22 protein-coding genes and 1 pseudogene are annotated in these 24,729 nt (G+C 58.6%); 7 read left to right on the top strand and 16 right to left on the bottom strand.

The window, feature by feature from the left end; genetic code table 11:
• Positions 1–7: 7 nt before the first annotated feature.
• From ruvB to ACYZT3_RS07370, 7 genes are all read right to left on the bottom strand, one after another.
• Entirely contained in the window at positions 8–1,069 is a 1,062-nt protein-coding gene (gene ruvB, locus ACYZT3_RS07400) for a Holliday junction branch migration DNA helicase RuvB (RefSeq protein WP_282375484.1), read from the bottom strand.
• On the bottom strand, positions 1,070–1,687 hold the full coding sequence (gene ruvA / locus ACYZT3_RS07395) for a Holliday junction branch migration protein RuvA (protein WP_282375483.1): 618 nt from the start codon (positions 1,685–1,687) through the stop codon (positions 1,070–1,072).
• 116 nt (positions 1,688–1,803) lie between these two features.
• Positions 1,804–2,328: a crossover junction endodeoxyribonuclease RuvC gene (ruvC, locus tag ACYZT3_RS07390; protein ID WP_059406065.1), complete on the bottom strand. Its 525-nt coding sequence runs from the start codon at positions 2,326–2,328 to the stop codon at positions 1,804–1,806.
• A gap of 127 nt (positions 2,329–2,455) precedes the next feature.
• Positions 2,456–3,202 (bottom strand): YebC/PmpR family DNA-binding transcriptional regulator, encoded by a 747-nt coding sequence (locus ACYZT3_RS07385; protein ID WP_282375482.1) that lies wholly within the window; start codon positions 3,200–3,202, stop codon positions 2,456–2,458.
• A 125-nt stretch (positions 3,203–3,327) separates the two neighbouring features.
• Positions 3,328–5,103: an aspartate--tRNA ligase gene (gene aspS, locus ACYZT3_RS07380; protein WP_282375481.1), complete on the bottom strand. Its 1,776-nt coding sequence runs from the start codon at positions 5,101–5,103 to the stop codon at positions 3,328–3,330.
• Between the two features lie 121 nt (positions 5,104–5,224).
• The gene (locus ACYZT3_RS07375) at positions 5,225–5,446 is read right to left on the bottom strand and encodes an FmdB family zinc ribbon protein (protein ID WP_010208103.1); all 222 of its coding nucleotides are present in this window, start codon (positions 5,444–5,446) and stop codon (positions 5,225–5,227) included.
• Between the two features lie 136 nt (positions 5,447–5,582).
• On the bottom strand, positions 5,583–5,921 hold the full coding sequence (locus ACYZT3_RS07370; RefSeq protein WP_282375480.1) for a ribbon-helix-helix domain-containing protein: 339 nt from the start codon (positions 5,919–5,921) through the stop codon (positions 5,583–5,585).
• Positions 5,922–6,503: 582 nt separating this feature from the next.
• Between ACYZT3_RS07370 and ACYZT3_RS07365 the strand changes: the two genes are divergently transcribed.
• The gene (locus tag ACYZT3_RS07365) at positions 6,504–7,106 is read left to right on the top strand and encodes a cold-shock protein (protein ID WP_282375479.1); all 603 of its coding nucleotides are present in this window, start codon (positions 6,504–6,506) and stop codon (positions 7,104–7,106) included.
• A gap of 61 nt (positions 7,107–7,167) precedes the next feature.
• On the opposite strand, the gene ACYZT3_RS07360 is transcribed toward ACYZT3_RS07365, so the two are convergent.
• Positions 7,168–7,374, bottom strand: coding sequence for a SlyX family protein (locus ACYZT3_RS07360; protein ID WP_056741397.1), 207 nt, complete (start codon positions 7,372–7,374; stop codon positions 7,168–7,170).
• A gap of 3 nt (positions 7,375–7,377) precedes the next feature.
• Positions 7,378–7,803, bottom strand: a complete 426-nt coding sequence (locus ACYZT3_RS07355; RefSeq protein ID WP_462031802.1) for an HIT domain-containing protein — start codon at positions 7,801–7,803, stop codon at positions 7,378–7,380.
• A gap of 917 nt (positions 7,804–8,720) precedes the next feature.
• On the opposite strand from ACYZT3_RS07355, the gene ACYZT3_RS07350 reads away from it, so the two are divergent.
• The gene (locus ACYZT3_RS07350) at positions 8,721–10,088 is read left to right on the top strand and encodes an OprD family porin (protein ID WP_462031801.1); all 1,368 of its coding nucleotides are present in this window, start codon (positions 8,721–8,723) and stop codon (positions 10,086–10,088) included.
• Between the two features lie 75 nt (positions 10,089–10,163).
• On the opposite strand, the gene ACYZT3_RS07345 is transcribed toward ACYZT3_RS07350, so the two are convergent.
• On the bottom strand, positions 10,164–11,006 hold the full coding sequence (locus ACYZT3_RS07345) for a mechanosensitive ion channel family protein (protein WP_282375475.1): 843 nt from the start codon (positions 11,004–11,006) through the stop codon (positions 10,164–10,166).
• 138 nt (positions 11,007–11,144) lie between these two features.
• Entirely contained in the window at positions 11,145–11,630 is a 486-nt protein-coding gene (locus ACYZT3_RS07340) for a YajQ family cyclic di-GMP-binding protein (RefSeq protein ID WP_282375474.1), read from the bottom strand.
• Between the two features lie 141 nt (positions 11,631–11,771).
• On the opposite strand from ACYZT3_RS07340, the gene ACYZT3_RS07335 reads away from it, so the two are divergent.
• The 3 genes from ACYZT3_RS07335 to ACYZT3_RS07325 are packed head-to-tail and all read left to right on the top strand — an operon-like array spanning position 11,772 to position 15,355.
• The gene (locus ACYZT3_RS07335; RefSeq protein ID WP_282375473.1) at positions 11,772–12,689 is read left to right on the top strand and encodes a putative 2-dehydropantoate 2-reductase; all 918 of its coding nucleotides are present in this window, start codon (positions 11,772–11,774) and stop codon (positions 12,687–12,689) included.
• Positions 12,690–12,734: 45 nt separating this feature from the next.
• Positions 12,735–14,771, top strand: a complete 2,037-nt coding sequence (locus tag ACYZT3_RS07330; RefSeq protein ID WP_282375472.1) for a sensor histidine kinase — start codon at positions 12,735–12,737, stop codon at positions 14,769–14,771.
• A 2-nt stretch (positions 14,772–14,773) separates the two neighbouring features.
• Positions 14,774–15,355, top strand: a complete 582-nt coding sequence (locus ACYZT3_RS07325; protein ID WP_282375471.1) for a cob(I)yrinic acid a,c-diamide adenosyltransferase — start codon at positions 14,774–14,776, stop codon at positions 15,353–15,355.
• Positions 15,356–15,396: 41 nt separating this feature from the next.
• On the opposite strand, the gene ACYZT3_RS07320 is transcribed toward ACYZT3_RS07325, so the two are convergent.
• The 4 genes from ACYZT3_RS07320 to secA form a co-directional block, all read right to left on the bottom strand.
• Complete coding sequence (locus ACYZT3_RS07320) at positions 15,397–16,347, bottom strand: Nudix family hydrolase (RefSeq protein ID WP_282375470.1); 951 nt, start codon at positions 16,345–16,347, stop codon at positions 15,397–15,399.
• Complete coding sequence (locus ACYZT3_RS07315) at positions 16,344–16,976, bottom strand: glutathione S-transferase family protein (protein WP_282375469.1); 633 nt, start codon at positions 16,974–16,976, stop codon at positions 16,344–16,346. Before ACYZT3_RS07315 ends, ACYZT3_RS07320 begins: the two co-directional genes overlap by 4 nt.
• A 72-nt stretch (positions 16,977–17,048) precedes the next feature.
• Complete coding sequence (gene argJ / locus ACYZT3_RS07310) at positions 17,049–18,266, bottom strand: bifunctional glutamate N-acetyltransferase/amino-acid acetyltransferase ArgJ (RefSeq protein WP_282375467.1); 1,218 nt, start codon at positions 18,264–18,266, stop codon at positions 17,049–17,051.
• Positions 18,267–18,387: 121 nt separating this feature from the next.
• Positions 18,388–21,123, bottom strand: coding sequence for a preprotein translocase subunit SecA (gene secA / locus ACYZT3_RS07305; RefSeq protein ID WP_282375465.1), 2,736 nt, complete (start codon positions 21,121–21,123; stop codon positions 18,388–18,390).
• 307 nt (positions 21,124–21,430) lie between these two features.
• Between secA and ACYZT3_RS07300 the strand changes: the two genes are divergently transcribed.
• Positions 21,431–21,886, top strand: a complete 456-nt coding sequence (locus tag ACYZT3_RS07300) for a DUF721 domain-containing protein (RefSeq protein ID WP_008147416.1) — start codon at positions 21,431–21,433, stop codon at positions 21,884–21,886.
• 103 nt (positions 21,887–21,989) lie between these two features.
• Here the strand turns inward: ACYZT3_RS07300 and ACYZT3_RS07295 are convergent, their stop codons facing one another.
• Positions 21,990–23,477 carry a helicase HerA-like domain-containing protein gene (locus tag ACYZT3_RS07295; protein WP_462031800.1) on the bottom strand — a complete coding sequence of 496 codons (1,488 nt, stop codon included), beginning with the start codon at positions 23,475–23,477 and terminating at the stop codon, positions 21,990–21,992.
• Between the two features lie 184 nt (positions 23,478–23,661).
• Between ACYZT3_RS07295 and ACYZT3_RS07290 the strand changes: the two are divergent.
• Positions 23,662–24,693, top strand: a pseudogene (locus ACYZT3_RS07290) (HAMP domain-containing protein); the annotation flags it as partial.
• Positions 24,694–24,729 lie beyond the last annotated feature (36 nt).

Below are 24,729 nucleotides of genomic sequence, written 5' to 3'. Positions count from 1 at the left end.
AAGGTTATTAATCGTCCACGGCATCGAGGAACTCGTCTACCACGGGCATCTCGCCCATACGTGTCGGAATGTTTAAACCGAAGTGCAGGTACGCATGCCGCGTCACCACCCGCCCCCGGGGTGTGCGCATGATGTAGCCCTGCTGGATCAGGTACGGTTCCAGCACGTCTTCAATGGTGTGGCGCTCTTCACTGATGGCTGCGGCGAGGCTGTCGACCCCGACCGGCCCGCCGTCGAACTTCTCGATCATGGTCAACAGCAGGCGTCGATCCTGGTGATCGAAGCCACGTTCGTCGACATCCAGCAGGTTCAACGCCAGGTCGGCGATTGGTTTGGTGATGTGTCCCTTGGCACGAACTTCGGCGAAATCTCGAACCCGGCGCAGCAAGCGGTTGGCAATTCGCGGCGTACCACGGGCGCGACGGGCGATTTCGAAGGCGCCTTCCGGGTCCAGCGGCAAGCCGAGGATAGTCGCCGAACGACTGACAATCGTTGCCAGGTCAGCGGTGTTGTAGAACTCCAGGCGCTGGACGATCCCGAAACGGTCGCGCAGCGGATTGGTCAGCATCCCGGCCCGCGTCGTCGCGCCGACCAAGGTGAACGGCGGCAGATCAAGCTTGATCGAGCGCGCGGCCGGCCCTTCGCCGATCATGATGTCGAGCTGGAAATCTTCCATGGCCGGGTACAGCACTTCTTCGACGATCGGCGAGAGCCGATGGATTTCGTCGATGAACAATACGTCGTGTGGCTCAAGATTGGTCAACAGCGCAGCCAGATCACCCGGGCGCTCAAGCACAGGGCCCGAAGTGCTCTTGATCGAAACCCCCATTTCCTGGGCGATGATGTTGGCCAGGGTGGTTTTACCCAAGCCCGGCGGGCCGAAAATCAGTGTGTGGTCCAGGGATTCATTGCGCCCACGGGCCGCCTGGATGAACAACTCCATTTGCTCGCGAACGGTCGGCTGGCCAATGTACTCGGCCAGGCTGACAGGACGAATCGCCCGGTCCTGGACTTCCTCGCGGTCACGAGGGCCAGGCGTGGCGGTAATCAGACGGTCAGCTTCAATCACTTAGATCATTCCCTTCAGGGCACGACGAATCATGTCTTCACTGCTCAAACCTTTCTCCTTGATCGCAGAAATCGCCTTGCTGGCCTCCTGCGGCTTGTAGCCCAGGGAGATCAGCGCGCTGACTGCGTCATTTTCGGCGGTGGCGACTGGAGCCGGCGCATCTGGCCCACCTGGCTGGTTTGGCACCAGGGCGAACATCGTCGGTACAGTCTCCCACGCCTTGAAGCGATCCTTGAGTTCCACCAGCAAACGCTCGGCAGTCTTCTTGCCCACGCCCGGCACCTTGGTCAGTGCCGAGGTGTCCTGGGACTGCACGCAGCGGACCAGTTCATCGACTTCCAGGCTCGACATCAGGGCCAGGGCCAATTTCGGTCCTACACCATTGAGACGGATCAACTCGCGGAAAAAGTCTCGCTCGCGCTTGCCGAAGAAACCATAGAGTAACTGCGCGTCTTCGCGTACGACCAAATGGGTGTGCAAGGTCAGCGGTTCACCGACCGACGGCAAGCGATAAAGCGTGGTCATGGGCACCTCCAGCTCATACCCCAGACCGTTTACATCCAGAATCAGGTGCGGCGGCTGTTTCTCAGCCAGAGTGCCGCGCAAGCGTCCAATCACGTTTCAGATCCTTGAGCGTTGGCCAGCTCAGCAGCTGGCGACTGACAGAGCAAGGGTTTTGCGCCGACGACACAGGCGCAAAACCCTCATTCCATAAAAAATGATTGCTGATGCTATCAGAGACGCAGGCGCCCGCCACGACTGCGTGCCGTGCCCAGACCATGGGGCAACAGGCTGGAACGGGTGTGAGCATGGCAAATGGCAATGGCCAGCGCGTCCGAGGCATCGATTTGCGGCTTGCTGGTCAATTTCAGCATGTGCATGACCATCATCTGCACCTGTTCTTTGTTCGCCGCGCCGGTTCCGGTCACCGCCTGCTTGACCTGGGTTGCGGTGTACTCGGCGATCTCCAGGGCTTCTTCCGCACCGGCAACGATAGCGGCGCCGCGGGCCTGGCCAAGCTTCAGCGCAGAGTCGGCGTTGCGCGCCATGAAGACCTTTTCGATGCCCATGGTCACCGGGCCGTAGGTCTGGATAACTTCGCGTACGCCGCGATAGACGATTTGCAGGCGTTCATGCAGCTCGCCGGAACCTGTGCGAATGCAGCCCGACGCCACGTACACGCAGCCACGCCCGGTATCACGCACCACGCCATAACCGGTGATGCGCGAACCGGGGTCGATACCAAGGATTAAAGTCATAACGCCTGCAGCTTCAAAATGATGCCCGCCGGCAAACACTTGCACGGCGTAAAGGCAGAAGCCGGACGTGCGTGGCGGTGAGTTCATCACGGCCTGCACTTCCGGCTTCAAGAGTATTGCAGATCAATCAACCGAGCTGTGCGGCGACTGCCTCTGGAATGTCCGCGTTGGAGTAAACGTTCTGCACGTCATCCAGGTCTTCAAGCATGTCGGTCAGCTTGAGAACCTTCTCGGCGCCTTCCAGATCGAGCTCGGCACTGGTGGTCGGCAGCATCACGATTTCCGCGTCATCGCCCTTGAAACCGGCCGCTTCCAGGGCGTTTCGCACCGAGTAGAAACCAGCGAACGAGGTGAACACGTCGATGGAACCGTCTTCGTGGGTCACCACATCATCGGCATCGGCTTCCATCGCCGCTTCCATCAGCGCGTCTTCATCGACGCCTGGCGCGAAGGAAATCTGCCCCTTGCGCTCAAACAGATATGCCACCGAACCGTCGGTGCCGAGGTTGCCGCCGCACTTGCTGAACGCATGGCGAACAGCGGCGGCGGTGCGATTGCGGTTGTCGGTCATGCACTCGACCATCACCGCGACACCACCAGGGCCGTAACCTTCGTAGGTCAGTTCGACCATGTCGTCGGTGTCGGCAGCACCGGCGCCGCGGGCGACCGCGCGATCAATGATGTCGCGACTCATGTTCGCGCCAAGGGCCTTGTCCAGCGCCAGACGCAAACGCGGGTTAGAACCCGGATCACTACCGCCCTGACGGGCAGCAACGGTCAGTTCACGAATCCACTTGGTGAAAATCTTGCCCTTCTTGGCATCCTGACGTTCTTTGCGGTGCTTGATGTTCGCCCACTTGGAATGACCCGCCATAACTCGCTCCGAATTTTCTTTGAAACATTGCCCGCCGCGCCATGACACGCCAGCCGGCAAACAAAAATCTCGACCTTGCCTATAAAAGAAAGGGCGCATCCGAAGATGCGCCCTTCTGGCCAGCCTTACTCTGCTTTAGGCGTTTCGCGCAGACGAATGTGCAGTTCGCGCAGTGCCTTGGCATCTACAACGCCCGGTGCCTGAGTCATGACGCAAGCGGCGCTCTGGGTTTTCGGGAAGGCGATCACTTCACGGATCGACTGGGCGCCGGTCATCAGCATCACCAGACGGTCCAGACCGAAGGCCAGACCACCGTGCGGCGGCGCGCCGTATTTCAGGGCGTCGAGCAGGAAGCCGAATTTCTCTTCCTGTTCCGCTTCACTGATACCCAGCAGACGGAACACCGACTGTTGCATTTCCTTGCGATGGATACGGATCGAACCGCCACCCAGCTCGGTGCCGTTCAGGACCATGTCGTAGGCACGGGACAGAGCGGTCGCCGGATTGGCTTCCAGTTCTTCCGGGGTGCACTTCGGCGCGGTGAACGGGTGGTGCAAGGCAGTGAAGCTGCCGTCGTCGTTCTCTTCGAACATCGGGAAGTCGACAACCCACATTGGCGCCCACTTGCAGGTCAGCAAGTCCAGGTCGTTGCCGACCTTGATCCGCAGTGCACCCAGCGCTTCGCTGACGATCTTCGACTTATCGGCGCCGAAGAACACGATGTCGCCATCGACCGCGCCAACACGATCGAGGATCACGTTGAGGTTGGCTTCAGGGATATTTTTGACAATAGGCGATTGCAGCCCCTCGACGCCCTTCGCGCGCTCGTTGACCTTGATGTACGCCAGGCCCTTGGCACCGTAGATGCCGACGAACTTGGTGTAGTCGTCGATCTGTTTGCGCGGCATGCTCGCCCCGCCAGGAACGCGCAAGGCGGCAATGCGGCATTTCGGGTCGTTGGCCGGGCCGCTGAACACCTTGAAGTCGACTTCTTTCAGTTGGTCGGCAACGTCCACCAGTTCCAGCGGGTTACGCAGGTCTGGTTTGTCGGAACCGTAACGGCGCATGGCTTCTTCGAAGGTCATGTGCGGGAATTCACCGAATTCCAGATCCAGCACTTCCTTGAACAGGTTGCGGATCATGCCTTCGGTGATACCGATGATGTCTTTTTCATCGAGGAAGCTGGTTTCGATGTCGATCTGAGTGAATTCAGGTTGACGGTCGGCACGCAGGTCTTCGTCGCGAAAGCACTTGGCGATCTGGTAGTAGCGATCGAAGCCGGCAACCATCAGCAGTTGCTTGAACAGCTGCGGCGATTGCGGCAAGGCGAAGAAGGAACCGGCGTGGGTACGGCTCGGCACCAGGTAATCGCGAGCACCTTCCGGGGTGGCGCGGGTCAGAATAGGCGTCTCGACGTCGAGGAAGCCGTTCTCGTCCAGATAACGACGGATGCTGGTGGTCATGCGCGAACGCAGACGCAGCTTCTCGAGCATTTCCGGACGACGCAGGTCGATGAAGCGATAACGCAGGCGGGTTTCTTCGCCGACGTCGGAGAACTCATTGAGCGGGAACGGCGGGGTTTCCGCTTCGTTCAATACTTCCAGCTCGTAGCCCAGCACTTCGATCATGCCCGACGCCATGTTGGCGTTGCCGGCACCGGCCGGACGCAGCCGTACCTTGCCGGTGACCTTGACCACGTACTCGCTGCGCACGCGGTCGGCGGCGGCGAAGGTTTCAGCGCGGTCCGGGTCGAACACCACCTGGGCCAGACCATCACGATCACGGATATCGAGGAAAATCACCCCACCGTGGTCACGACGACGGTGGACCCATCCGCAAAGGGTAATTTCCTGGCCTTCCAGGCTTTCGTTCAGTTGGCCGCAATAATGGCTGCGCATCATGGTAGTGGTTTCACTTCTCGTAATTCGAAATTCGGTTGGAGATCCTGCAGCAGCCCGCCCTTGAGAAAGGCGCCAGATGATGCAAGAGCTCGCACGTGTCGTTCAACTCAGGTTCAAGACCCTAGTCAGCTTTGTCGCCGCCGGCCAGATTCTTCTTGGAACCGGTCTTGAAATCGGTTTCGTACCAGCCGCTGCCGCTGAGGCGGAAGCCCGGCATGGACAGCATCTTCTTAAGCTCTGGCGCCTGGCAGGCAGGGCAGTCGACCAGCGGTGCTGCGCTGATCTTTTGAATGGCTTCCAACTGATGACCACAGGAAGCACATTGATAGTCGTACATCGGCATGGGGGTTGTCTCGGCGATCAGATTGCTACCGCACACGCTGGGTTTTGCGGCAAAGAGCGGGATTATATCCATTAAATGCAGCCTGTGCAGCCGTAAGACTGCACAGACCGACACTCTGCCCATTCCACCGCGGTGGCTAGGGCATGGCGACGCAGCCGCCTTCCTTCAGGCTATGCACAACGCACACAACCCGCACCAGCCCGGTGAAGTTCTTGACCCCGCCGTGACGCAAATGCACCTCGCGGTCCACATGGGACAACAGCGCACTGACCGTACAGCAGTTGACCTTGGCCATGTCACCCAAAATATCCCAGTAGACCTGTTCAAGCCGCAAACAGGTTGCAAAGCCATTCAGCCGCACTGACCGGGATAAAGGCTGGGCCAGGCCCATATCAAATTCGCTGACAAATGGATCGATCCTTACATCCTTGGCTGGACAGCCCATCCCCTCGCTTCGCCTGCCTTCGTAAACCATATCGTTGACACTCCTTTGTCATCCTTGCTTTTTTGTAAGAGCAACAAGCTGTTGCTCTATAAAAACGCAGGCGCAAAGTTATATCCAGATGACTTTATGACCATCAACGTAGGATAAGCCAACAACTGAAGGGCGATCATGGAGACCGTCCTACTCCAGACAATTTCCTACACTCCCAGGCGCAATATCATTCAACAGAAAGGCATTTAAAGGGACGAGACGACAGGGCGCGAACAACACCTCATGGACGCCATCCGCGCACCGACCTTGTGACGGGTCCAGCAGGGACCGCAGCATCCACGCAGGGCAGGAAATCCGAGAGCGCGAATTCGCTCGGCAATCGAATCGACCCCGGACTATCCGGTTGCCTGCAATAAATCGACCCTCGGTGCACCGCTGGACTGCCTGATTTGAGTAGCCGCAGGCTTTGCTGTTAAATAGGCAGTGTGTCGCTACCGCCTATTTTCCGGGGGACGCGCATAGGCTGGTACCGGGTACGTGTCCACCGCCTCTTATTGTTCTGAAGCGAACCGTACTCAATCAGCTCTTCCTTGTGATCCGTCTTAACGTGAGTTACTCAAAATGTTGAAAATTGTCCACCTGCTAATGGGCGCAGCAGCCTTGCTGTTGTCCTTCATCCCTAGCCTGCGATCCGAAGCTGTACCTTACCTGCAACAACCCGATGCGCTGTACCTGGCCTTTTTCGGCCTGCTCAACCTCACCCTCGCTCCTGTTATCCCCTACTGGAACAAAGGCCCGCGTCATCAGCTGCAAAACCTGGTCAGCGCCCTGCTGGTTCTGACCGTCGTCCTGCAAACCCTGACGCTGATCGCGCCGATGCCTGTCATTGCCGGTCAACCTGCCGTTCTGTTCAGCCTGGTCGCTGCACTGATTGCCGTTCTTCTGCACCTGGCCATCAGCTTCTACAAATCCTCACCGGCCGCCGCCTCGCCAAGCTATGACATGACCAACCGTGATACCGGCACCGTCAAGTGGTTCAACACCTCCAAAGGCTTCGGCTTTATTTCCCGTGACTCCGGCGATGATATTTTCGTGCATTTCCGGGCCATTCGTGGCGAAGGTCATCGCGTCCTGGTCGAAGGCCAGCGCGTGGAGTTCTCCGTCATGAATCGTGACAAAGGCCTGCAAGCCGAAGATGTGATCGCCGCACTGCCGCGCCGCTGATTCAAGGCTAAAAAAAACCGCGAACAGCCTGGCTGTTCGCGGTTTTTTTATGACATGCCATTTAGTAATGCGGCGGTGGCGCTTCTTCTTCAAACGTCTCGAACTGGCCAGCCATTTCTTCTTGCCGCTTGAGCAATGCCGCCATTTGCAACTGCAGACGCTCAACTGCACGCTGCTGCGTCGCCAGCACATCACTCAATGCCTGGATGGTGTCATCCTGAAACGCCAACTGACTCTCCAGATCGGTAACGCGATCTTCCAGGCTCATGATTCAACCCTCCAGAAACGTGAAATCATCGGTTAAAACCAGACGCAACCGTTCGCGAATCGCCGCGATCTGCTCTGCGCTATAAGGCTTGGCTGGGTGTTCACCCCAGACCGGAGCCGGCCAGGCGGCGTCCTCACGCTTGCGCACAATCACGTGCATGTGCAACTGACTGACGACGTTACCCAGGGCTGCGACATTCAACTTGTCCGCGTCGAACGAGTCCTTGAGCATTTCCGCCAGTGCGGTCGTTTCGTGCCACAGCTGCTGTTGATCTGCGACACCCAACTGAAATATCTCACTGATATCCTCGCGACGTGGCACCAGAATGAACCAGGGGTAGTTCGAATCATTGGACAGCAGCAACCGGCAGAGCGGGAAATCCCCGATCGGTAACGTGTCTTGTTGAAGTCGTGGATCTAAAGCGAACACTGCGCGCACTCCCGCCTGGTCATCATTTTTCAGCTTAGCGCCCATCCCGAGAGACGGCGCACCAAGCGACAGGACGGCAGCATACCTGCGAACGTCGTACGCTTCACGACGAACCCTTGTCGAAGCCACCTCAGGACCTACAAACGACTGGACTCGCGCCCCGACATGAGTCGTTTTCGATCAGGACGCACCATTACAGAACCAGCACCCACACAAAAAACGCCGAAATGACTGATAAACAATGAAGCGTTCGTGTTTGGCAAACGGGCGCACTGTATGAATTCAGTACAGCGATAAAAATTATTTGCACCAAAACCGCACAGTGCGTCTACGCTGATTCGCTCAGGCATCCGCCATTTACTCACTGGTGGGGTGAACCGGTAACGTTTTGGGTTGTCATGCAGTCGGCTGTAAGGGTGCAACACGATGCGAACCATGGCGTCAAGCCCGAACAAAACGTGCTTGAGCACCCCGGTTTTATGAGGTTTTTACAGCGACAGGCAGGCTTTCAGAAAAAAAACCGGCAGGATTCTGATTTGTGCACGCTTGTTGCATTCACACCCACATCGCCTCTAAAGCGTCCGCTGGAAGTGGAAGCCTTAAGGCAAATAATAACAGTGGCAGGGTTGCCCTATGGAGATTCAAGCGTTTCACCAGGGACTCTTTTTACCGATGCTCAAGCCCTGGAAAACAACGCTAAAAGTTGTCAGTCCGCTTGCGTCGGGGGCTGTAAATTTGCGACATCTACCAAGCCGTTTGCGACAGGGTCGTAAAGAAGCTGAAAGGTTAGGTACGCAAGTATCGCCAACATGGCCGGCGTGATATAAGTTTGCGCCGACACAATAAAGAAAGAGCCGCCCAGATAATAAATCAGGTGGGACGGCAGTACTCTTCTAAAACCAAAGGAGCAAATCACGATGCGCGTGATGAAGTGGAGCATGATCGCACTGGCAGTTGCAGCAGCAGCCAGTACTCAATTGGCTACGGCCGCACCTTTTGTAAGTGACCAGTCTGAAGCCAAGGGTTTTGTTGACGACGCCAAGTTGAACTTGCTGGTTCGCAACTACTACTTCAACCGTGACAACAAAGACGGCGCCCGCGACGTAAAAGACTGGACCCAGGGCATTTGGGGTAATTTCAGCTCCGGTTACACCCAGGGTACTGTTGGCGTTGGGGTTGATGCATTCGGTTACCTAGCCGTCAAACTGGACGGTGGCGATGGCACAAGCGGCTCAGGCAACATGTCCCGCGGCGTCGCCGACCTAAACGATCCGAGGCGTATTCGCCACGCCAACGACAGCCAAGGTAAGGCAGGCGGATCCATAAAGGCCCGTATCTCCAAAACCGAATTGAAGTTCGGCGAAATGCAGCCAAGCACCGCACCGGTGTTCGCTATTGGCGGCTCCCGGATCCTTCCTCAAGCTGCCACGGGCTTCCAGCTGCAGAGCAGCGAGGTCAAAGATCTTGATCTGGAAGCCGGTCACTTCTATTCGGCCACCAGCCAGGATAACAACTCCAGCAAAGGCGGCCTGTTCGCCAACTACGCTGGCGTGGAAGCCAACTCCATCGACTACTTCGGTGGCAAGTATGGCATCACCGACAACCTGAGCGCGTCGCTTTACGGTGCCAAGCTGGAAGACATCTGGAACCAGTACTACGCCAACCTGAACTACACCATCCCAATGGGTGGCGATCAGTCGCTGAACCTGGACGGCAACATCTACCGCACTACCGATACCGGTGACGCGAAAGTCGGCGATATCAGTAACACCGCCTACTCGCTGGCAGCTGCTTTCTCGTTCCTGAAAGCGCATACCGTCACCGTCGGCTTCCAGAAGATCAATGGTGATACTCCGTTCGACTACGTGGGTGTGGGCAAGAACAACCGTGGTGGCGACTCGATTTTCCTCGCCAACTCCATCCAGTACTCTGACTTCAACGGCCCTAACGAGAAATCTGCTCAGATTCGCTACGACCTGAAAATGGCCGAGTACGGCGTTCCAGGCCTTAGCTTCATGACCCGTTACGTTAAAGGCTGGGATATCGATGGCACCGGTCTGGCTGCTAACAGCCAGTACCGCAACTCCGAAGGTGACCCACTGTACGGTGCAGACGGCAAACACAACGAAACCAACTTCGAAGCCAAGTACGTTGTTCAGACTGGCCCGGCAAAAGACCTGTCCTTCCGTATTCGTCAGGCATGGCACTTTGCTAACGCCGACGAAGGTGAAGGCGACGTGAAAGAGTTCCGTCTGATCGTCGACTACCCGATTTCGGTTCTGTAATTACCGAAAGCTAGTTCGCGGTAATCAAAAAAAGGCCCATCTTCGGATGGGCCTTTTTTGTTGCCTGTTTGTTGCTTACTGCACCGCAGCTTCCTGAACCACTCGAATAACCCGCTGTGGAAACGGAATATCGATACCAGCCGTTTTCAAACGATCACGGGACTGTTCGTTGAACATGAACAACACATCCCAGTAATCCGCCGTCTTGACCCACACTCGCAGGGAAACAGTAATCGAACTGTCGCCCAGAGTAGAAATCACTGCCTGCGGCGCCGGGTCAGCCAAAATACGCTCGTCTTTGGCCAGGTCCAGCAATACGTTACGGGCCTTTTGCAGATCCGCCTCGTAATCAACGCCCACATCAAACACAACTTTGCGCGTCGGCTGACGGTTAGTGTTGGTGATGATGCCGTTCGACAAGTTGCCGTTAGGCATGATGATGGTTTTGTTATCGCCGGTACGCAGCACAGTGTGGAAGATCTGAATGCTGTCGACCGTGCCGGCAACACCTTGGGCTTCGATCCAGTCACCAATGCGGAACGGGCGGAACAACAGAATCAGCACACCACCCGCGAAGTTCGCCAGGCTGCCCTGCAAGGCCAGACCGATGGCCAGACCCGCCGCACCGATGGCCGCCACGAACGAAGTGGTTTCCACGCCGATCATTGATGCCACGCTGACTACCAGCAAAACCTTGAGAATAATGTTCGCCAGACTGCTGATGAACCCTTGCAGCGCGAGGTCGGCATTACGCAACGCCAGCAGACCGCCAAGTTTTTGTGCCACTTTGCTGATCAACCACCAGCCGATGGCCAGGGTGAGGATCGCCAGCAGCACGCGGCTGCCGTATTCCATGATCATCGGAAGCCAGGCTTGAGACGCCTTGACCAGGTTGTCTACTTCAGCATTCAAATCCATCAACTTTCTCCTGATTTCCGGCTACCCGGCACGCAAAAATATAAGCGGCAGAAAGATCGAACCCTTATAGGCTCGATCATTTCTGCCGTTGCTTGGGCCTCGGACGCCAAAAACGCCGAGAGGTCCCCGCTTCAAAGGTCAGTCGCGGAAGTTGTTGAACTGCAGCGGCATCCCGAATTCCTTGGCCCGCAAGGCCGCAATAGCTTCCTGCAAGTCGTCACGCTTCTTGCCGGTAATGCGCACTTGCTCACCCTGAATGGCAGCTTGAACCTTAAGTTTGGCGTCTTTGACATGAGCGACGATTTTCTTCGCCATCTCTTTGTCGATGCCTTCCTTGAGGACCGCTTCCTGCTTCATCAGTTTGCCCGACGCATAGGCATCCTTGACTTCAAGGCACTGCACGTCGATTTTGCGCTTGACCAAGGCCAGCTTGAGGATCTCAATCATCGCTTCGAGCTGGAAATCGGCTTCTGCGGTCAGGTTGACGGTCAGGTCCTTTTCCTTGAACTCGAAGGTGCCTTTGCCTTTCAGGTCATAACGACGATCGAGTTCCTTGACGGCGTTCTCGACCGCGTTGGTGACTTCGTGTTTGTCCAGTTCGGATACCACGTCGAACGACGGCATGTAATCTCTCCAATAAAAGGGCATGCTCGATCACGATGGAGCACACCTGGCTTGCGGTTAAAATCCGCGCTGATTATAACGGGTCTTTCCCATCATTCACTGCGAGCCTCCCATGCGCGCGATAAACAGAGCAAAAAGCTGATGTCCACCACCTGGCATGTTCTGGGCGCCGGCAGCCTCGGCACCTTATGGGCCACGCGTCTGGCGCGGGCAACTGTGCCGGTCAGGCTAATCGTGCGGGACGCTGCGCGCTTGCAAGCGTATGAGGCGGCGGGCGGGCTGACGCTGGTCGAACACGATGAAGTGCGGTGTTATCCGGTGCCCGCCGAGACACCTGACAGCCGTGAACCGATCAACCGCCTGCTGGTGGCCTGCAAAGCCTACGACGCCGAGAAGGCCGTAGCCCAACTGGCACCTCGCCTCGCCCTCGGCGCCGAGTTGATTCTGTTGCAGAACGGTCTTGGCAGCCAGGACGCCGTCGCGGCGCAGGTGCCGCAGGCACGCTGCATCAGCGCGTCGAGCACCGAAGGCGCCTTTCGCGATGGCGACTGGCGCGTGGTGTTCGCCGGCCACGGTTACACCTGGCTGGGGGATGCCGGGCATCCCGTGGCGCCAATCTGGCTGGATGACGTGAGCGCCGCCGGTATTCCCCACGAGTGGAGCACCGACATTCTGACAAGGCTGTGGCGGAAATTGGCACTCAACTGTGCGATCAATCCGCTGACCGTACTGCATGATTGCCGTAATGGCGGCTTACAGGAACACCACTGCGAAGTCGCCACCCTCTGCGTCGAACTGACCGAGTTACTTGAGCAATGCGGTCAGCCAGCAGCGGCCGAGGACCTTCAACAAGAAGTCGAACGGGTGATTCACGCGACCGCCGCCAATTACTCTTCGATGTACCAGGACGTCGCGAACCAGCGCCGGACCGAGATCAGCTATCTATTGGGCCATGCGTGTAAAGTCGCCGCGAGGCATCAGTTGAACCTGCCGCACCTCAATCAGCTTAAGTCAAGGTTGATCGCCCATCTGCACAGCCTTGGATTGCCCAGCGACTGAGCAGCGGCTACGCTGGCCACTTGTTCCTATTCAGCGATGAACCTGATGCTATTGCGCCAGCGACTTGAAAACCTTCCGGTCGGCCAGAAATTGCTGGCCGCCCTGCTGGTGCTGTTGACCACCGTCCTGCTGGTCGCCAACCTGACCTTTATCAGCGCCGCGTACTACATTTCCCAGGAAAGCATGGCACCTCAGGCCTTGCAGACCATTGGCCGACTGGTGTCCAACCCCAGCCTGGTGTCGGAAGCGTTGCAGTCACCGCAAAGCGCCGAACGCCTGCTCAATGAACTCAACAGCTATTCACCGCTGCGCGCGGCGGCCCTTTATAACGGCAAGGGCGAGCGTCTGGCGCAGTTGCAGCATGGCGAAAAGCTGAACCTGCCAGAACGTTACCGGCACATCGAATCCTGGCAAGCCACCGAGTTTCGCAGCAATCAAGTGATCACCCTGCCCCGCCCCGGCACCGCGCCCGGCCACCTGTTACTGGTCGCCAGCAGCGAACTGCCGATGGCGTTCTATACCGGCACCCTCACCGCCAGCCTCGGGATTCTGATCTTCAGCGTGCTGCTATGGCTGGTGATTGCCCGGCAGATCAAACGCCTGATTACCCGGCCGATCCACCAGCTCGAAGAGTTGTCCCGGCAAGTGACCCGCGAAGAGAACTACGCCCTGCGCGCCTCCCGCGGCAACCACGACGAAATCGGCAGTCTCGCCGAGGCGTTCAACACCATGCTCTCGCGGATCGAGGCCCGTGAGCAGCAACTCAAACGGGCCCGGGACGATTCCCAGGCCGCTTATGACCAAGCCCAGGGCCTGGCCGAAGAAACCCGCCATACCAATCGCAAACTGGAACTCGAAGTCCAGGTGCGCAGCAAGATCGAGAAGAAACTCACCGGTTTCCAGAACTACCTCAACAGCATCATCGACTCCATGCCGTCGGCGCTGATCGCCCTCGACGAGCAGCTTTACGTGACCCAGTGGAATCAGGAGGCCAGCGCCCTGTCTGGCACGCGCCTCGACGAAGCCTTGAATCAGCCGATTTTCCTCGCCTTCGAACCGCTCAAGCCGTTTCTGCCACAGCTCAAGCAAACCGTCGAGCAACACACGGTGGCCAAAATCGAGCGGGTGACGTGGCTCAAGGACGAAGAACCCAAGCACTACGCGCTGACGTTCTACCCGCTGATGGGTGGTGCCGGGCGCGGTGTGGTGATCCGGATTGACGACATCACTCAGCGCCTGTCCCTGGAAGAAATGATGGTGCAGTCGGAAAAAATGCTCTCGGTCGGTGGCCTCGCCGCGGGTATGGCCCACGAGATCAACAATCCATTGGGCGCGATCCTGCACAACGTGCAAAACATCCGCCGACGCCTGTCCCCCGATCTCCCGAAGAACCTCGAACAGGCCGAGCAGGTCGGCATCGCGCTTTCGACGGTCAACCAGTACTTGCAAGCGCGGGAAGTGCCGCAGTTGCTCGATGGCATCCAACAAGCAGGTGCCCGAGCGGCGAAGATCGTCACCCACATGCTCAGCTTCAGCCGCCGCAGTACCCGGCAAATGGCCCCGTGCGACCTGCCGGCGCTGATCGATCAGGCGGTGGAAATCGCCGGCAACGACTTCGACCTGGCGATCGGTTTCGACTTCAAAGGGCAGGCGATCATTCGCCAGTTCGATCCAGCGTTGGGACCGGTGCCTGGCACTGCGAACGAACTGGAGCAAGTGCTGCTCAATCTGCTGAAAAACGCCGCTCAGGCGATTCACCAACGTGAGGACGACCGCGAGCCGGGACGAATCATTCTGCGCACCAAACTGAATCCGCCCTGGGCGGAAATCCAGGTTGAGGACAACGGCATCGGCATGAGCGAAAGCGTGCGCAAACGCACCTTCGAGCCGTTCTTCACCACCAAGGAAATCGGTCAGGGTACCGGCCTTGGTCTGTCGGTCTCGTATTTCATCATTACCAACAACCACAAGGGTCAGATGGAAGTGCAATCGACCCTGGGCCAAGGCACGTGTTTCACGTTGCGCCTGCCCTTGGCGGGCACGCCGCTCGTCTCTCAAGAACTCAATCAGCTATCGAGGTAACCATGGGCTTTCGCTTGTCGAAGATTTACACCCGCACCGGCGACACAGGCGAAACCGGGCTGGGCGACGGCCGCCGCGTGCCCAAGGACCATCCGCGCATCGAAGCCATTGGCGAGGTCGATACGCTGAACAGCCAGGTGGGTGTGCTACTGGCCGGGTTGGCGACGCAAAGTAGCGAGTATCCGGGTTTGAACGAAGTGATCGAGGTTCTGGCGCCCTGCCAGCATCGGTTGTTTGATCTGGGCGGCGAGTTGGCGATGCCGGTGTACCAAGCGCTGAACGCGGCAGAAATCGAACGTCTGGAAACCGCGATCGATGTGTGGAACGAAGAGTTGGGGCCGTTGGAGAATTTCATCCTGCCGGGGGGATCGGCGTTAATTGCCCAGGCCCATGTGTGCCGAAGCCTGGCGCGCAGTGCGGAGCGGCGGTGTCAGCATTTGAATGCGGTGGAACCGTTGGCCGGGGTTGGGTTGGCGTACATCAATCGGCTGTCGGATTTATTGTTTGTGGTGGCGCGGTTGATTGCCAAGCGCCAGGGGATTGCCGAGATCCTTTGGCAACCGGCGGCGAAACCAGAGGTTTAATCGGCGGCTGTCAGACCGCCTGCACGCGAAGGGACCAGTGGCTACACCAAAGAATCAGGCCAGAACGCCCGGATCCCTGCCACCCCCTGAGCCCCGGCGGCCCAAGCCTTGCGCCGCTCCGCCGGGCCGACACCACCCAACAAGAACACCGGTTTGCTGAAGTCTTCGATCAGGGTCGCAGCCTGCTCCCAGCCCAACGGTTGAGCATCCGGATGAGTGCGGGTCGGTTGCACCGGTGACAGCGTCACGAAATCCACCCCCATCTGCTCGGCCAACGCCAGCTCTTCAGCGTTATGACAGGACGCCGCCAACCAGCGAGACGCCGGTAACGGGCGACCAGCCGCCGCGTACTTGCGCAGTTGCGCGGAGGTGATGTGCCAACCGGCGGACGGGAAATCTCCCAGCCACTCGAACGGCCCCTTGATCATCAACTGCGCCTTGCCAGCACACAGCCCCGCTGCGTCCACCGCCAGATCGCGGTACTTAGGATCGTAGCCGTTGGGTGCCCGCAACTGGATTAGCTTGATGCCGCCAGCAATGGCTTTTTGAATACCTCGCAGCAAGGCCGGGGTTTCCAGGTCTTCGGGGGTGATCAGGTATTCGGCAGGCAAACGTGCAGCAGCGACGATCGGCTGGTTGGCCGCCGGGAAATCGTAATTCAACAGATCACGGGGCGCGACCCATTCCAAAGGCTGGCCTTCGGCGCCGTGAGGTTCGCCGGTGAAGGCCGAAACCTCCCAAACGTCCAGCAACACCTGTTTGTCCGGGTAGTCGTGCTGAACCTTGATCAGCGGTCGCGCGACATCGACGACAATGCCTAACTCTTCGTGAAGCTCACGGCCAAGAGCCGTTGTCACGGACTCGTCTGCCTCGACCTTGCCGCCGGGAAATTCCCACAGGCCGCCCTGGTGCTGGGTGTCGGCACGGCGGGCGATGAGGATCTTGCCACTGCTATCACGGATAACAGCGGCCGCTACGTGGACTCGTTTCACTGCTCTACTTCCTCCAGACCCGCCTTCTGCCAGGCCTTGAAGGCTGGCCATTGATAGATGGTTTCGACGTAGGCCGCGTCCGCTGCGGGCAGCCTCACCTGATAGGTGCGCAGGCGCACGGCGATCGGTGCGAAGAAGGCATCGACCAGGGTCGCGCCACCAAACAGGAACGGACCGGTTTCGGTGGCGGCAGCGCGGCACTCAACCCACAACGCCAACATGCGCTCAATGTCGGCCTGGACATCAGCCGGTGTCGGTGACAATGCAGCATCGTGGCTCAGGTCGAACGGCATGTTGCCGCGCATGGCGAAGAAACCGCTGTGCATCTGCGCGCAGGCCGAACGGGCCTGGGCGCGGGCGGCGGTGTCTTTGGGCCAGAGGCCGACGTCGGGAAACTGCTCTGCCAGATACTCGGCAATCGCCAGAGAGTCGGCGATGGTGCCGTGTTCGGTTTTCAGCAGCGGGACTTTCGCGGTCGGCGAGTGCTTGAGCAGACGCTCACGGGTGTCCGGCTGGTTCAGCTTGATCAGTTCTTCGGTATAAGGGGCGCCGGCCAGATCGAGGGCCAACGCGCCGCGCAGGGACCAAGAGGAAAGCAGTTTGTCGCCGATGATCAGGTGGAGGCTCATGTTCGGGCGCCTTTGCAAAAAGGAAATGTCACTCACGGTGGGAGCGGTTTTTCCCGCTCCCACCGACAGTGGTTACGTGCGGTATTCGGCGTTGATCTTCACGTATTCGTGGGACAGGTCGGTGGTCCAGATGGTTTCGCTGCAATCACCGCGTCCCAGTTCGATACGGATCGTGATTTCTTCCTGCTGCATCACGGCCGCGCCCTGGGCTTCGGTGTAGGTCGATGCGCGAGCGCCACGGCTGGCGATGCACACTTCACCGAGGAACACGTCGATCTTGCTCACGTCCAGATCCGGGACGCCGGCACGACCCACAGCAGCCAGAATGCGGCCCCAGTTCGGGTCCGAGGCGAACAGTGCGGTTTTGATCAGCGGCGAGTGAGCCACGGTGTAACCGACGTCCAGGCATTCCTGGTGATTGCCGCCGCCGTTGACTTCAACGGTCACAAACTTGGTCGCGCCTTCGCCGTCACGAACGATGGCCTGGGCCACGTCCATGCAGACTTCGAACACGGCCTGTTTCAGCTTGGCGAACAAATCACCGCTGGCTGCAGTGATTTCCGGCAGTGCCGCCTGACCGGTGGCGATCAACATGCAGCAGTCGTTGGTCGAGGTGTCGCCGTCGATGGTGATGCGGTTGAACGACTTGTTGGCACCGTCCAGCAGCAGGTTCTGCAGCACGTCGCGGGCGACTTTGGCGTCGGTGGCGATGTAGCCGAGCATGGTCGCCATGTTCGGGCGGATCATGCCCGCGCCTTTGCTGATACCGGTGACAGTGATGGTCACGCCGTCATGCTGGAACTGGCGGCTGGCACCTTTGGGCAGGGTATCGGTGGTCATGATGCCGGTGGCGGCAGCTTCCCAATTGTTGACCGACAGGTCGTCGATAGCCGCTTGCAACGCGGCTTCGATTTTCTCGACCGGCAGCGGCTCGCCGATGACACCGGTGGAGTACGGCAGCACCAGGCTGGCGTCGACGCCGGTCAGCTCAGCCAGTTTGGCGCACGTGCGCTCGGCGGCGGCAAGGCCTGGTTCACCGGTGCCGGCGTTGGCATTGCCGGTATTGGTCAGCAGATAACGTACCGGACCTTGAACACGCTGTTTGGCCAGGATCACGGGAGCGGCGCAAAAGGCGTTCAGGGTAAACACGCCAGCGACCGTGGAACCTTCGGCACAGCGCATGACCACGACATCCTTGCGCCCTGGGCGCTTGATGCCAGCCGAGGCGATACCGAGTTCAAAACCGGCAACCGGGTGCAACGTTGGCAAAGGACCAAGACCAACAGCCATGAATGCGCTCCTTAATAATGATGTCAACACCGCTTTCAGGAAGAACGGTGGTTTAAATGGCAAAACGCCGCGACGGCATAAGCCGGTCGCGGCGCGGGTATTTCAGCGTATGAAACGGGTTTTACTGGATCTGCCCGTGGCAATGCTTGAACTTCTTGCCCGAACCGCAATAGCAAAGCTCGTTACGGCCCAGCTTCTGTTCGTTGCGTACCGGAGCGGTGGCAAGGGCGACATCGACCTCTTCACCCAGCAGTTCCGGTTGCTCAAGACCCGGTGCTTCGTCGTGCTGGAACTGCATGCGCGCCGCCAGTGCTTCGGCTTCCTGACGCAAGCGTTGCTCTTCTTCGATCGGATCTTCGCGGCGAACCTGGACGTGGGACAGTACACGGATCGAGTCGCGCTTGATCGAATCCAGCAGCTCGGAGAACAGCGTGAAGGACTCGCGCTTGTACTCTTGCTTCGGGTTCTTCTGTGCATAACCACGCAAGTGGATGCCGTGACGCAGGTGATCCATGGTCGACAGGTGATCTTTCCACAGGTCGTCGAGCACACGCAGAACGATTTGCTTCTCGAAGGTGCGCAGCGCTTCGGCGCTCGCCTGCTCTTCTTTTTCGTTGTACGCGGCCAGCAGCTCGGTCATGAGCTTCTCGCGCAGGGTTTCTTCGTACAGGTGGTCGTCTTCGTCGAGCCATTTCTGGATCGGCAACGCCACACCGAAGTCGCTCTGCAACGCCGCTTCCAGACCGGCCACGTCCCACTGCTCAGGCAGCGATTGCGGTGGAATGTGTGCGCTGACGGTTGCGTTAAGCACGTCCTGACGGAAGTCGGCGATGGTTTCGCCGATGTTGTCGGCGGCCAACAAACTGTTACGCATGTGATAGATCACTTTACGTTGTTCGTTGTTGACGTCGTCGAACTCGAGCAGTTGCTTGCGAATGTCGAAGTTGCGGCCTTCAACCTTGCGCTGAGCCTTCTCGATGGCGTTGGTCACCATGCGGTGCTCGATCGCTTCACCCGGCTGCATGCCCAGGGCCTTCATGAAGTTCTTCACCCGATCAGAGGCGAAGATGCGCATCAGGCTGTCTTCCAGCGACAGGTAGAAACGGCTGGAACCGGCGTCGCCCTGACGACCGGCACGACCACGCAACTGGTTGTCGATACGGCGCGACTCGTGACGCTCGGACGCAATCACCTGCAAACCACCCGACTCCAGCACTTGCTGGTGACGTTTCTGCCAGTCGGCCTTGATCTGGGCAATCTGCTCAGGGGTCGGGTCTTCCAGCGAAGCGACTTCCACTTCCCAGTTACCGCCCAACAGGATGTCAGTACCACGACCGGCCATGTTGGTGGCGATGGTCAGCGCACCCGGGCGACCGGCCTGAGCGATGATTTCAGCTTCTTTTTCGTGGAACTTGGCGTTCAGGACCTTGTGTTCGATGCCTTCCTTCTCGAGCAGATTGGACATGTGCTCGGACGTTTCGATGGTGGCAGTACCCACCAGCACCGGACGGCCCTGGGTCATGCATTCCTTGATGTCGGTGATGATCGCCGCGTATTTCTCTTCGGCGGTCAGGAACACCAGGTCGTTGTAGTCTTTACGCGCCAGCGGTTTGTTCGGCGGGATAACCATCACCGACAGACCATAGATCTGGTGGAATTCGAACGCTTCGGTGTCAGCGGTACCGGTCATGCCGGACAGCTTGTTGTACAGACGGAAGTAGTTCTGGAACGTGGTCGAGGCCAGGGTCTGGCTTTCGGCCTGAATGTTCAGGTTTTCCTTGGCTTCGATAGCCTGATGCAGGCCTTCGGACAGACGGCGACCCGGCATGGTACGACCGGTGTGTTCGTCGACCAGGACAACCTGACCGTCCTGCACGATGTATTCGATGTTGCGATGGAACAGCTTGTGCGCACGCAGACCGGCATAAACATGGGTCAGCAAGCCAAGGTTATGTGACGAGTACAGGCTCTCGCCTTCAGCCAGCAGACCAACGCGGGTCAGCATGTCTTCGATGAACTGGTGACCGGCTTCGTTGAGTTCGACCTGACGGGTCTTCTCGTCCACGGTGTAGTGGCCAGCCTTGGTGACCTCGCCTTCGACTTCTTCGACGTGCAATTCCAGCTGCGGGATCAGTTTGTTGATCTCGATGTACAGCTTGGAGCTGTCCTCAGCCTGACCGGAAATGATCAGCGGGGTACGGGCTTCGTCGATGAGGATGGAGTCGACTTCGTCGATCACGGCAAAATTGAGTTCGCGCTGGAATTTTTCTTCCATGCTGAACGCCATGTTGTCGCGCAGGTAGTCGAAACCGTATTCGTTGTTGGTGCCGTAGGTAATGTCGGCAGCATAGGCCGCACGTTTCTCTTCCGGCGGCTGGAACGGCGTCACCACGCCGACCGTCATCCCGAGGAATTCGTAGAGCGGACGCATCCAGTTGGCGTCACGACGTGCCAGGTAGTCGTTCACCGTCACAACGTGCACGCCCTTGCCGGACAGCGCGTTGAGGTAAACGCCCAGTGTTGCCACCAGGGTCTTGCCTTCACCAGTACGCATTTCCGCGATCATGCCTTCATGCAAGGTCATGCCGCCGATCAGCTGGACATCGAAGTGGCGCATACCCATGACGCGCTTACCGGCTTCGCGGGCGACCGCAAAGGCTTCTGGCAGCAGTTTGTCGAGGGTTTCCCCTTTGGCGATGCGGGCCTTGAACTCATCTGTCTTGGCACGCAATTGATCGTCCGAAAGGGCCACCATTTGCTCTTCGAAGGCATTGACGAGTTGCACCGTCTTGAGCATGCGTTTGACTTCACGCTCGTTCTTGCTTCCAAAAAGTTTCTTTAACAAAGGCGCAAACATATCGGCAGGATCTTCCACACTAAAGGGATGGAGGGCGGCCCCGTGAGTCGCCCGTGCAGCCCTCATGGCCGCATGCGAACGAGCATTCTACCCGGAAACGATGGTGAGGAAAGTGGCGTTATTCCACGATGCTGGCACAGCGCTGTGACGGGGCTCACTTAAAATAAGGGCTTTTTACTGAACTTCAAGCCATTCACGGCACAAGTTACTTGTTGATTTAATGGGTAAAGCGTTCGCAAAGCAATGGGTCGGGTGCCTGTGGTGCTTTCTGCTACCATGGCGGCTCTGTTACTTCAGGTGTCTGATCATGGCATTTCGCCCTCTTACGGCCAGAGCACCCGCCGTTCTGCTTCGCGAAGCCAAACCGCTGAAAGCCATCTTCGGCCACGCTCAGCGCCTGGGTCATTTACAACGTCTGCTGGAAAGCCAATTGCAGCCCGCTGCCCGCGAGCATTGCCATGTGGCGTCGTGGCGCGAAGGCAGTTTGTTGCTGATAGTGACCGACGGTCATTGGGCAACCCGCCTGCGTTATCAACAAAAGCGTCTGCAGCGGCAATTGCAGATGTTTGATGAATTTGCCAGTTTGACGCGGATTCTGTTCAAGGTTCAGCCACCGACCGTTCAGCAAGGGGCGGCTGGCCATACCATCAGTTTGTCGACGGACGCAGGCGCGACCATTCAGGCCACGGCCGATGGAATCAGCGATCCGAATCTGCGGGCGGCGCTGGAGCGGTTAGCGGCGCACGCCAAACCCAAAACCTGACACAAATCCTGTAGGAGCGAGCGGGCGGCGATCCGACTTGCCCGCGAAGCTTTTGGCGCCCTTAAGGGCCTCTTCGCGGGCAAGCCTCGCTCCTACAAGTTATTCAGCGGCGCTTGCTGCCACCGAGCAACGACCCCATCAACCCACGGACCAACTGTCGGCCCAGTTGATTAGCCGCCTGACGCATCGCCGATTTCAGCGCTTGCCCTGCCGCCGTACCCAGGAACTCCCCGGCCTTGTCGGTGAAGCTCGGTTCCTCTGGTGCAGCCTTGCCCGGGACTGCTTCGGGCTCCGGCGCCAGACCTTTGCGTCCCATCAGCACTTCATAAGCCGACTCACGATCGATCGGTTTGTCATAACGTCCCTGCAATGGCGAACTGGCGATCAACGCCGCACGCTCGGCTTCGCTCAGCGGCCCGATCCGCGATTGCGGCGGCGCAACCAAAACCCGCTGAACCACCTCTGGCGTGCCCTTGTCCTGCAACGTGCCGACCAGCGCCTCGCCGATCCCAAGCTCGGTCAGCACCGACAAAGCATCGAACGCCGGGTTCGGCCGGAAGCCCTCGGCCACCGCTCGCAGGGATTTCTGCTCCTTGGCGGTGAATGCGCGCAAGCCATGTTGAATGCGCAAACCGAGCTGAGCGAGCACGTCATCCGGCAAGTCGCCCGGCGATTGGGTAACGAAATACACGCCAACGCCTTTCGAGCGAATCAGTCGCACCACCTGCTCAAGGCGATCCTGCAACGCCTTTGGCGTACCGGCAAACAACAAATGCGCCTCATCGAAAAACAGCGCCAGCAGTGGTTTGTCCGAATCGCCGCGCTCGGGCAATTGCTCGAACAATTCGGCCAATAGCCACAACAGGAACGTCGCGTAGACCTTCGGCGCTTCGTGCACCAGACGGCTGGCATCGAGCAAGTGAATGCGCCCGCGGCCATTGGCGGTCGGTTGCAGAATGTCTTCGAGTTGCAGCGCCGGCTCACCGAACAGCGCTTCTGCGCCCTGCTGCTCCAGGGTCGCCAGGCGCCGCAATAGCGCCTGACTGGAACCGGTGGTCATCAGCGCGGCGTCGTCACCGAGCAATTCGGGGTTGTCACGCAGGTGATTGAGCAGCGCCTTCAGATCCTTAAGGTCCAGCAGCAACAGCCCTTCACGATCCGCCACCTTAAAGGCGGCATACAGCGTCGACTGTTGACTGTCGGTCAGTTCCAGCAGGCTGCCCAGCAGCAACGGCCCCATTTCGCTCAAGGTTGTACGCAATGGATGACCGGACTGACCGTGAATGTCCCACAGGGTCACCGGATACGCTTGAGGCGTGTGGTTCAGCCAAGGCATCCCGGCGATCCGCTCGGCGATTTTGCCTTGAGGATTGCCGGCGGCGCCCAGACCGCACAGGTCACCCTTGATATCGGCGGCAAACACCGCCACGCCGGCATCGCTGAAGGCTTCGGCCAGCCGCTGCAAGGTGACGGTTTTACCGGTCCCGGTAGCGCCCGCCACCAGCCCGTGACGGTTCGCCAGGCGCATGGCCTGAGTGACAGATTGGCCCGCGAGGTCGGCGCCGATAACGAGTTGCAATGAGTCAGGCATTTTGTCACCCATGGTTAATCTTTGATCCTTCATGGCCGATAACAAGCGAGAGACCAGACTGAAAATAGCCTCGGTAATTCCCCGAAGGAAAGACGGAAATATCAGCTTACTTTCAACACTGCCCAATTTGCGCGCCTTTATAAAAGCACGCCCTGGACATTAAGACTTTAGCGGACCCCAAGCCATGAATAAAAATCTGCGCTTCAGCCATAAAATACTGCTTGCCGCCGCCCTCATCGTTATTGCTGCCTTTGCCTCGTTTACGCTGTACAACGACTATTTACAGCGTAATGCGATTCGTGAAGACCTGGATAACTACCTCACCGAGATGGGAGACGTTACCGCCAACAACATCCAGACCTGGCTGACCGGCCGTATCCTGCTGATCGACAACCTCGCCCAGAACATCGCCATCAACCCCGAACAGGCCACCGTCGCCAGTCTGCTTGAGCAGAAAGCCCTGACGTCGACCTTCATGGCGTCCTACCTGGGCGATGCCAGCGGCAGCTTCACGATTCGCCCTGACGCAAAAATGCCTGCCGGCTTCGATCCGCGAGTACGCCCCTGGTACAAAGGCGCCGAAAGCAGCAGCACTGCAACCCTGACCGAACCCTACATCGACGCGGCCACCGGCCAGACCATCATCTCTATCGCCACGGCCTCGAAAAAGGCCGGACAAAGCGTCGGTGTGGTGGGCGGCGACCTGAGCCTGCAAACCCTGATCGACACCCTCAGCGCCCGCGACTTCGGCGGCATGGGTTACGCCTTTCTGGTCAGCGCCGATGGCAAGATTCTGGTCCACCCGGACAAAGCCTTGGTGATGAAGTCCCTGAGCGAGGCGTACCCGAAAAATACCCCGCGCATCAGCAGCGGCTTCAGTGAAGTGGACGTCGAAGGCAAGACCCGCATCGTCACCTTCACTCCAATCAAAGGCCTGCCATCGGTCAACTGGTACATCGGTCTGTCGGTGGATAAAGACAAAGCCTTCTCGATGCTCAGCGAATTCCGCACCTCGGCGGTCGTTGCGACGGTCATTGCCGTGGCCATCATCATCGCCCTGCTGGGCATGCTGATCCGCATCCTGATCCAGCCGCTGCACGTCATGACCCGCGCCATGGAAGACATCGCCGACGGTGAAGGCGACCTGACCAAGCGCCTGACCATCCAGAATCAGGACGAATTCGGCATTCTTGGTACGGCGTTCAACCGTTTCGTGGAACGGGTTCATACGTCGATCCGCGAAGTGTCCTCG

The sequence above is a fragment of the Pseudomonas sp. MDT1-16 genome, from assembly GCF_054898115.1.
The sequence above is the reverse complement of the archived record's forward strand: the minus strand, read 5'-3'. Positions and strand labels throughout refer to the sequence as shown.

What these genes read in the sequence shown, in the direction of transcription:
- ruvC (WP_059406065.1), bottom strand. Translation starts at nt 2,328, where the DNA reads ATGACTTTAATCCTTGGTATCGACCCCGGTTCGCGCATCACCGGTTAT.
- ACYZT3_RS07385 (WP_282375482.1), bottom strand. Translation starts at nt 3,202, where the DNA reads ATGGCGGGTCATTCCAAGTGGGCGAACATCAAGCACCGCAAAGAACGT.
- aspS (WP_282375481.1), bottom strand. Translation starts at nt 5,103, where the DNA reads ATGATGCGCAGCCATTATTGCGGCCAACTGAACGAAAGCCTGGAAGGC.
- ACYZT3_RS07375 (WP_010208103.1), bottom strand. Translation starts at nt 5,446, where the DNA reads ATGCCGATGTACGACTATCAATGTGCTTCCTGTGGTCATCAGTTGGAA.
- ACYZT3_RS07370 (WP_282375480.1), bottom strand. Translation starts at nt 5,921, where the DNA reads ATGGTTTACGAAGGCAGGCGAAGCGAGGGGATGGGCTGTCCAGCCAAG.
- ACYZT3_RS07365 (WP_282375479.1), top strand. Translation starts at nt 6,504, where the DNA reads ATGTTGAAAATTGTCCACCTGCTAATGGGCGCAGCAGCCTTGCTGTTG.
- ACYZT3_RS07360 (WP_056741397.1), bottom strand. Translation starts at nt 7,374, where the DNA reads ATGAGCCTGGAAGATCGCGTTACCGATCTGGAGAGTCAGTTGGCGTTT.
- ACYZT3_RS07350 (WP_462031801.1), top strand. Translation starts at nt 8,721, where the DNA reads ATGCGCGTGATGAAGTGGAGCATGATCGCACTGGCAGTTGCAGCAGCA.
- ACYZT3_RS07345 (WP_282375475.1), bottom strand. Translation starts at nt 11,006, where the DNA reads ATGGATTTGAATGCTGAAGTAGACAACCTGGTCAAGGCGTCTCAAGCC.
- ACYZT3_RS07340 (WP_282375474.1), bottom strand. Translation starts at nt 11,630, where the DNA reads ATGCCGTCGTTCGACGTGGTATCCGAACTGGACAAACACGAAGTCACC.
- ACYZT3_RS07335 (WP_282375473.1), top strand. Translation starts at nt 11,772, where the DNA reads ATGTCCACCACCTGGCATGTTCTGGGCGCCGGCAGCCTCGGCACCTTA.
- ACYZT3_RS07330 (WP_282375472.1), top strand. Translation starts at nt 12,735, where the DNA reads ATGCTATTGCGCCAGCGACTTGAAAACCTTCCGGTCGGCCAGAAATTG.
- ACYZT3_RS07325 (WP_282375471.1), top strand. Translation starts at nt 14,774, where the DNA reads ATGGGCTTTCGCTTGTCGAAGATTTACACCCGCACCGGCGACACAGGC.
- ACYZT3_RS07315 (WP_282375469.1), bottom strand. Translation starts at nt 16,976, where the DNA reads ATGAGCCTCCACCTGATCATCGGCGACAAACTGCTTTCCTCTTGGTCC.
- argJ (WP_282375467.1), bottom strand. Translation starts at nt 18,266, where the DNA reads ATGGCTGTTGGTCTTGGTCCTTTGCCAACGTTGCACCCGGTTGCCGGT.
- secA (WP_282375465.1), bottom strand. Translation starts at nt 21,123, where the DNA reads ATGTTTGCGCCTTTGTTAAAGAAACTTTTTGGAAGCAAGAACGAGCGT.
- ACYZT3_RS07300 (WP_008147416.1), top strand. Translation starts at nt 21,431, where the DNA reads ATGGCATTTCGCCCTCTTACGGCCAGAGCACCCGCCGTTCTGCTTCGC.
- ACYZT3_RS07295 (WP_462031800.1), bottom strand. Translation starts at nt 23,477, where the DNA reads ATGCCTGACTCATTGCAACTCGTTATCGGCGCCGACCTCGCGGGCCAA.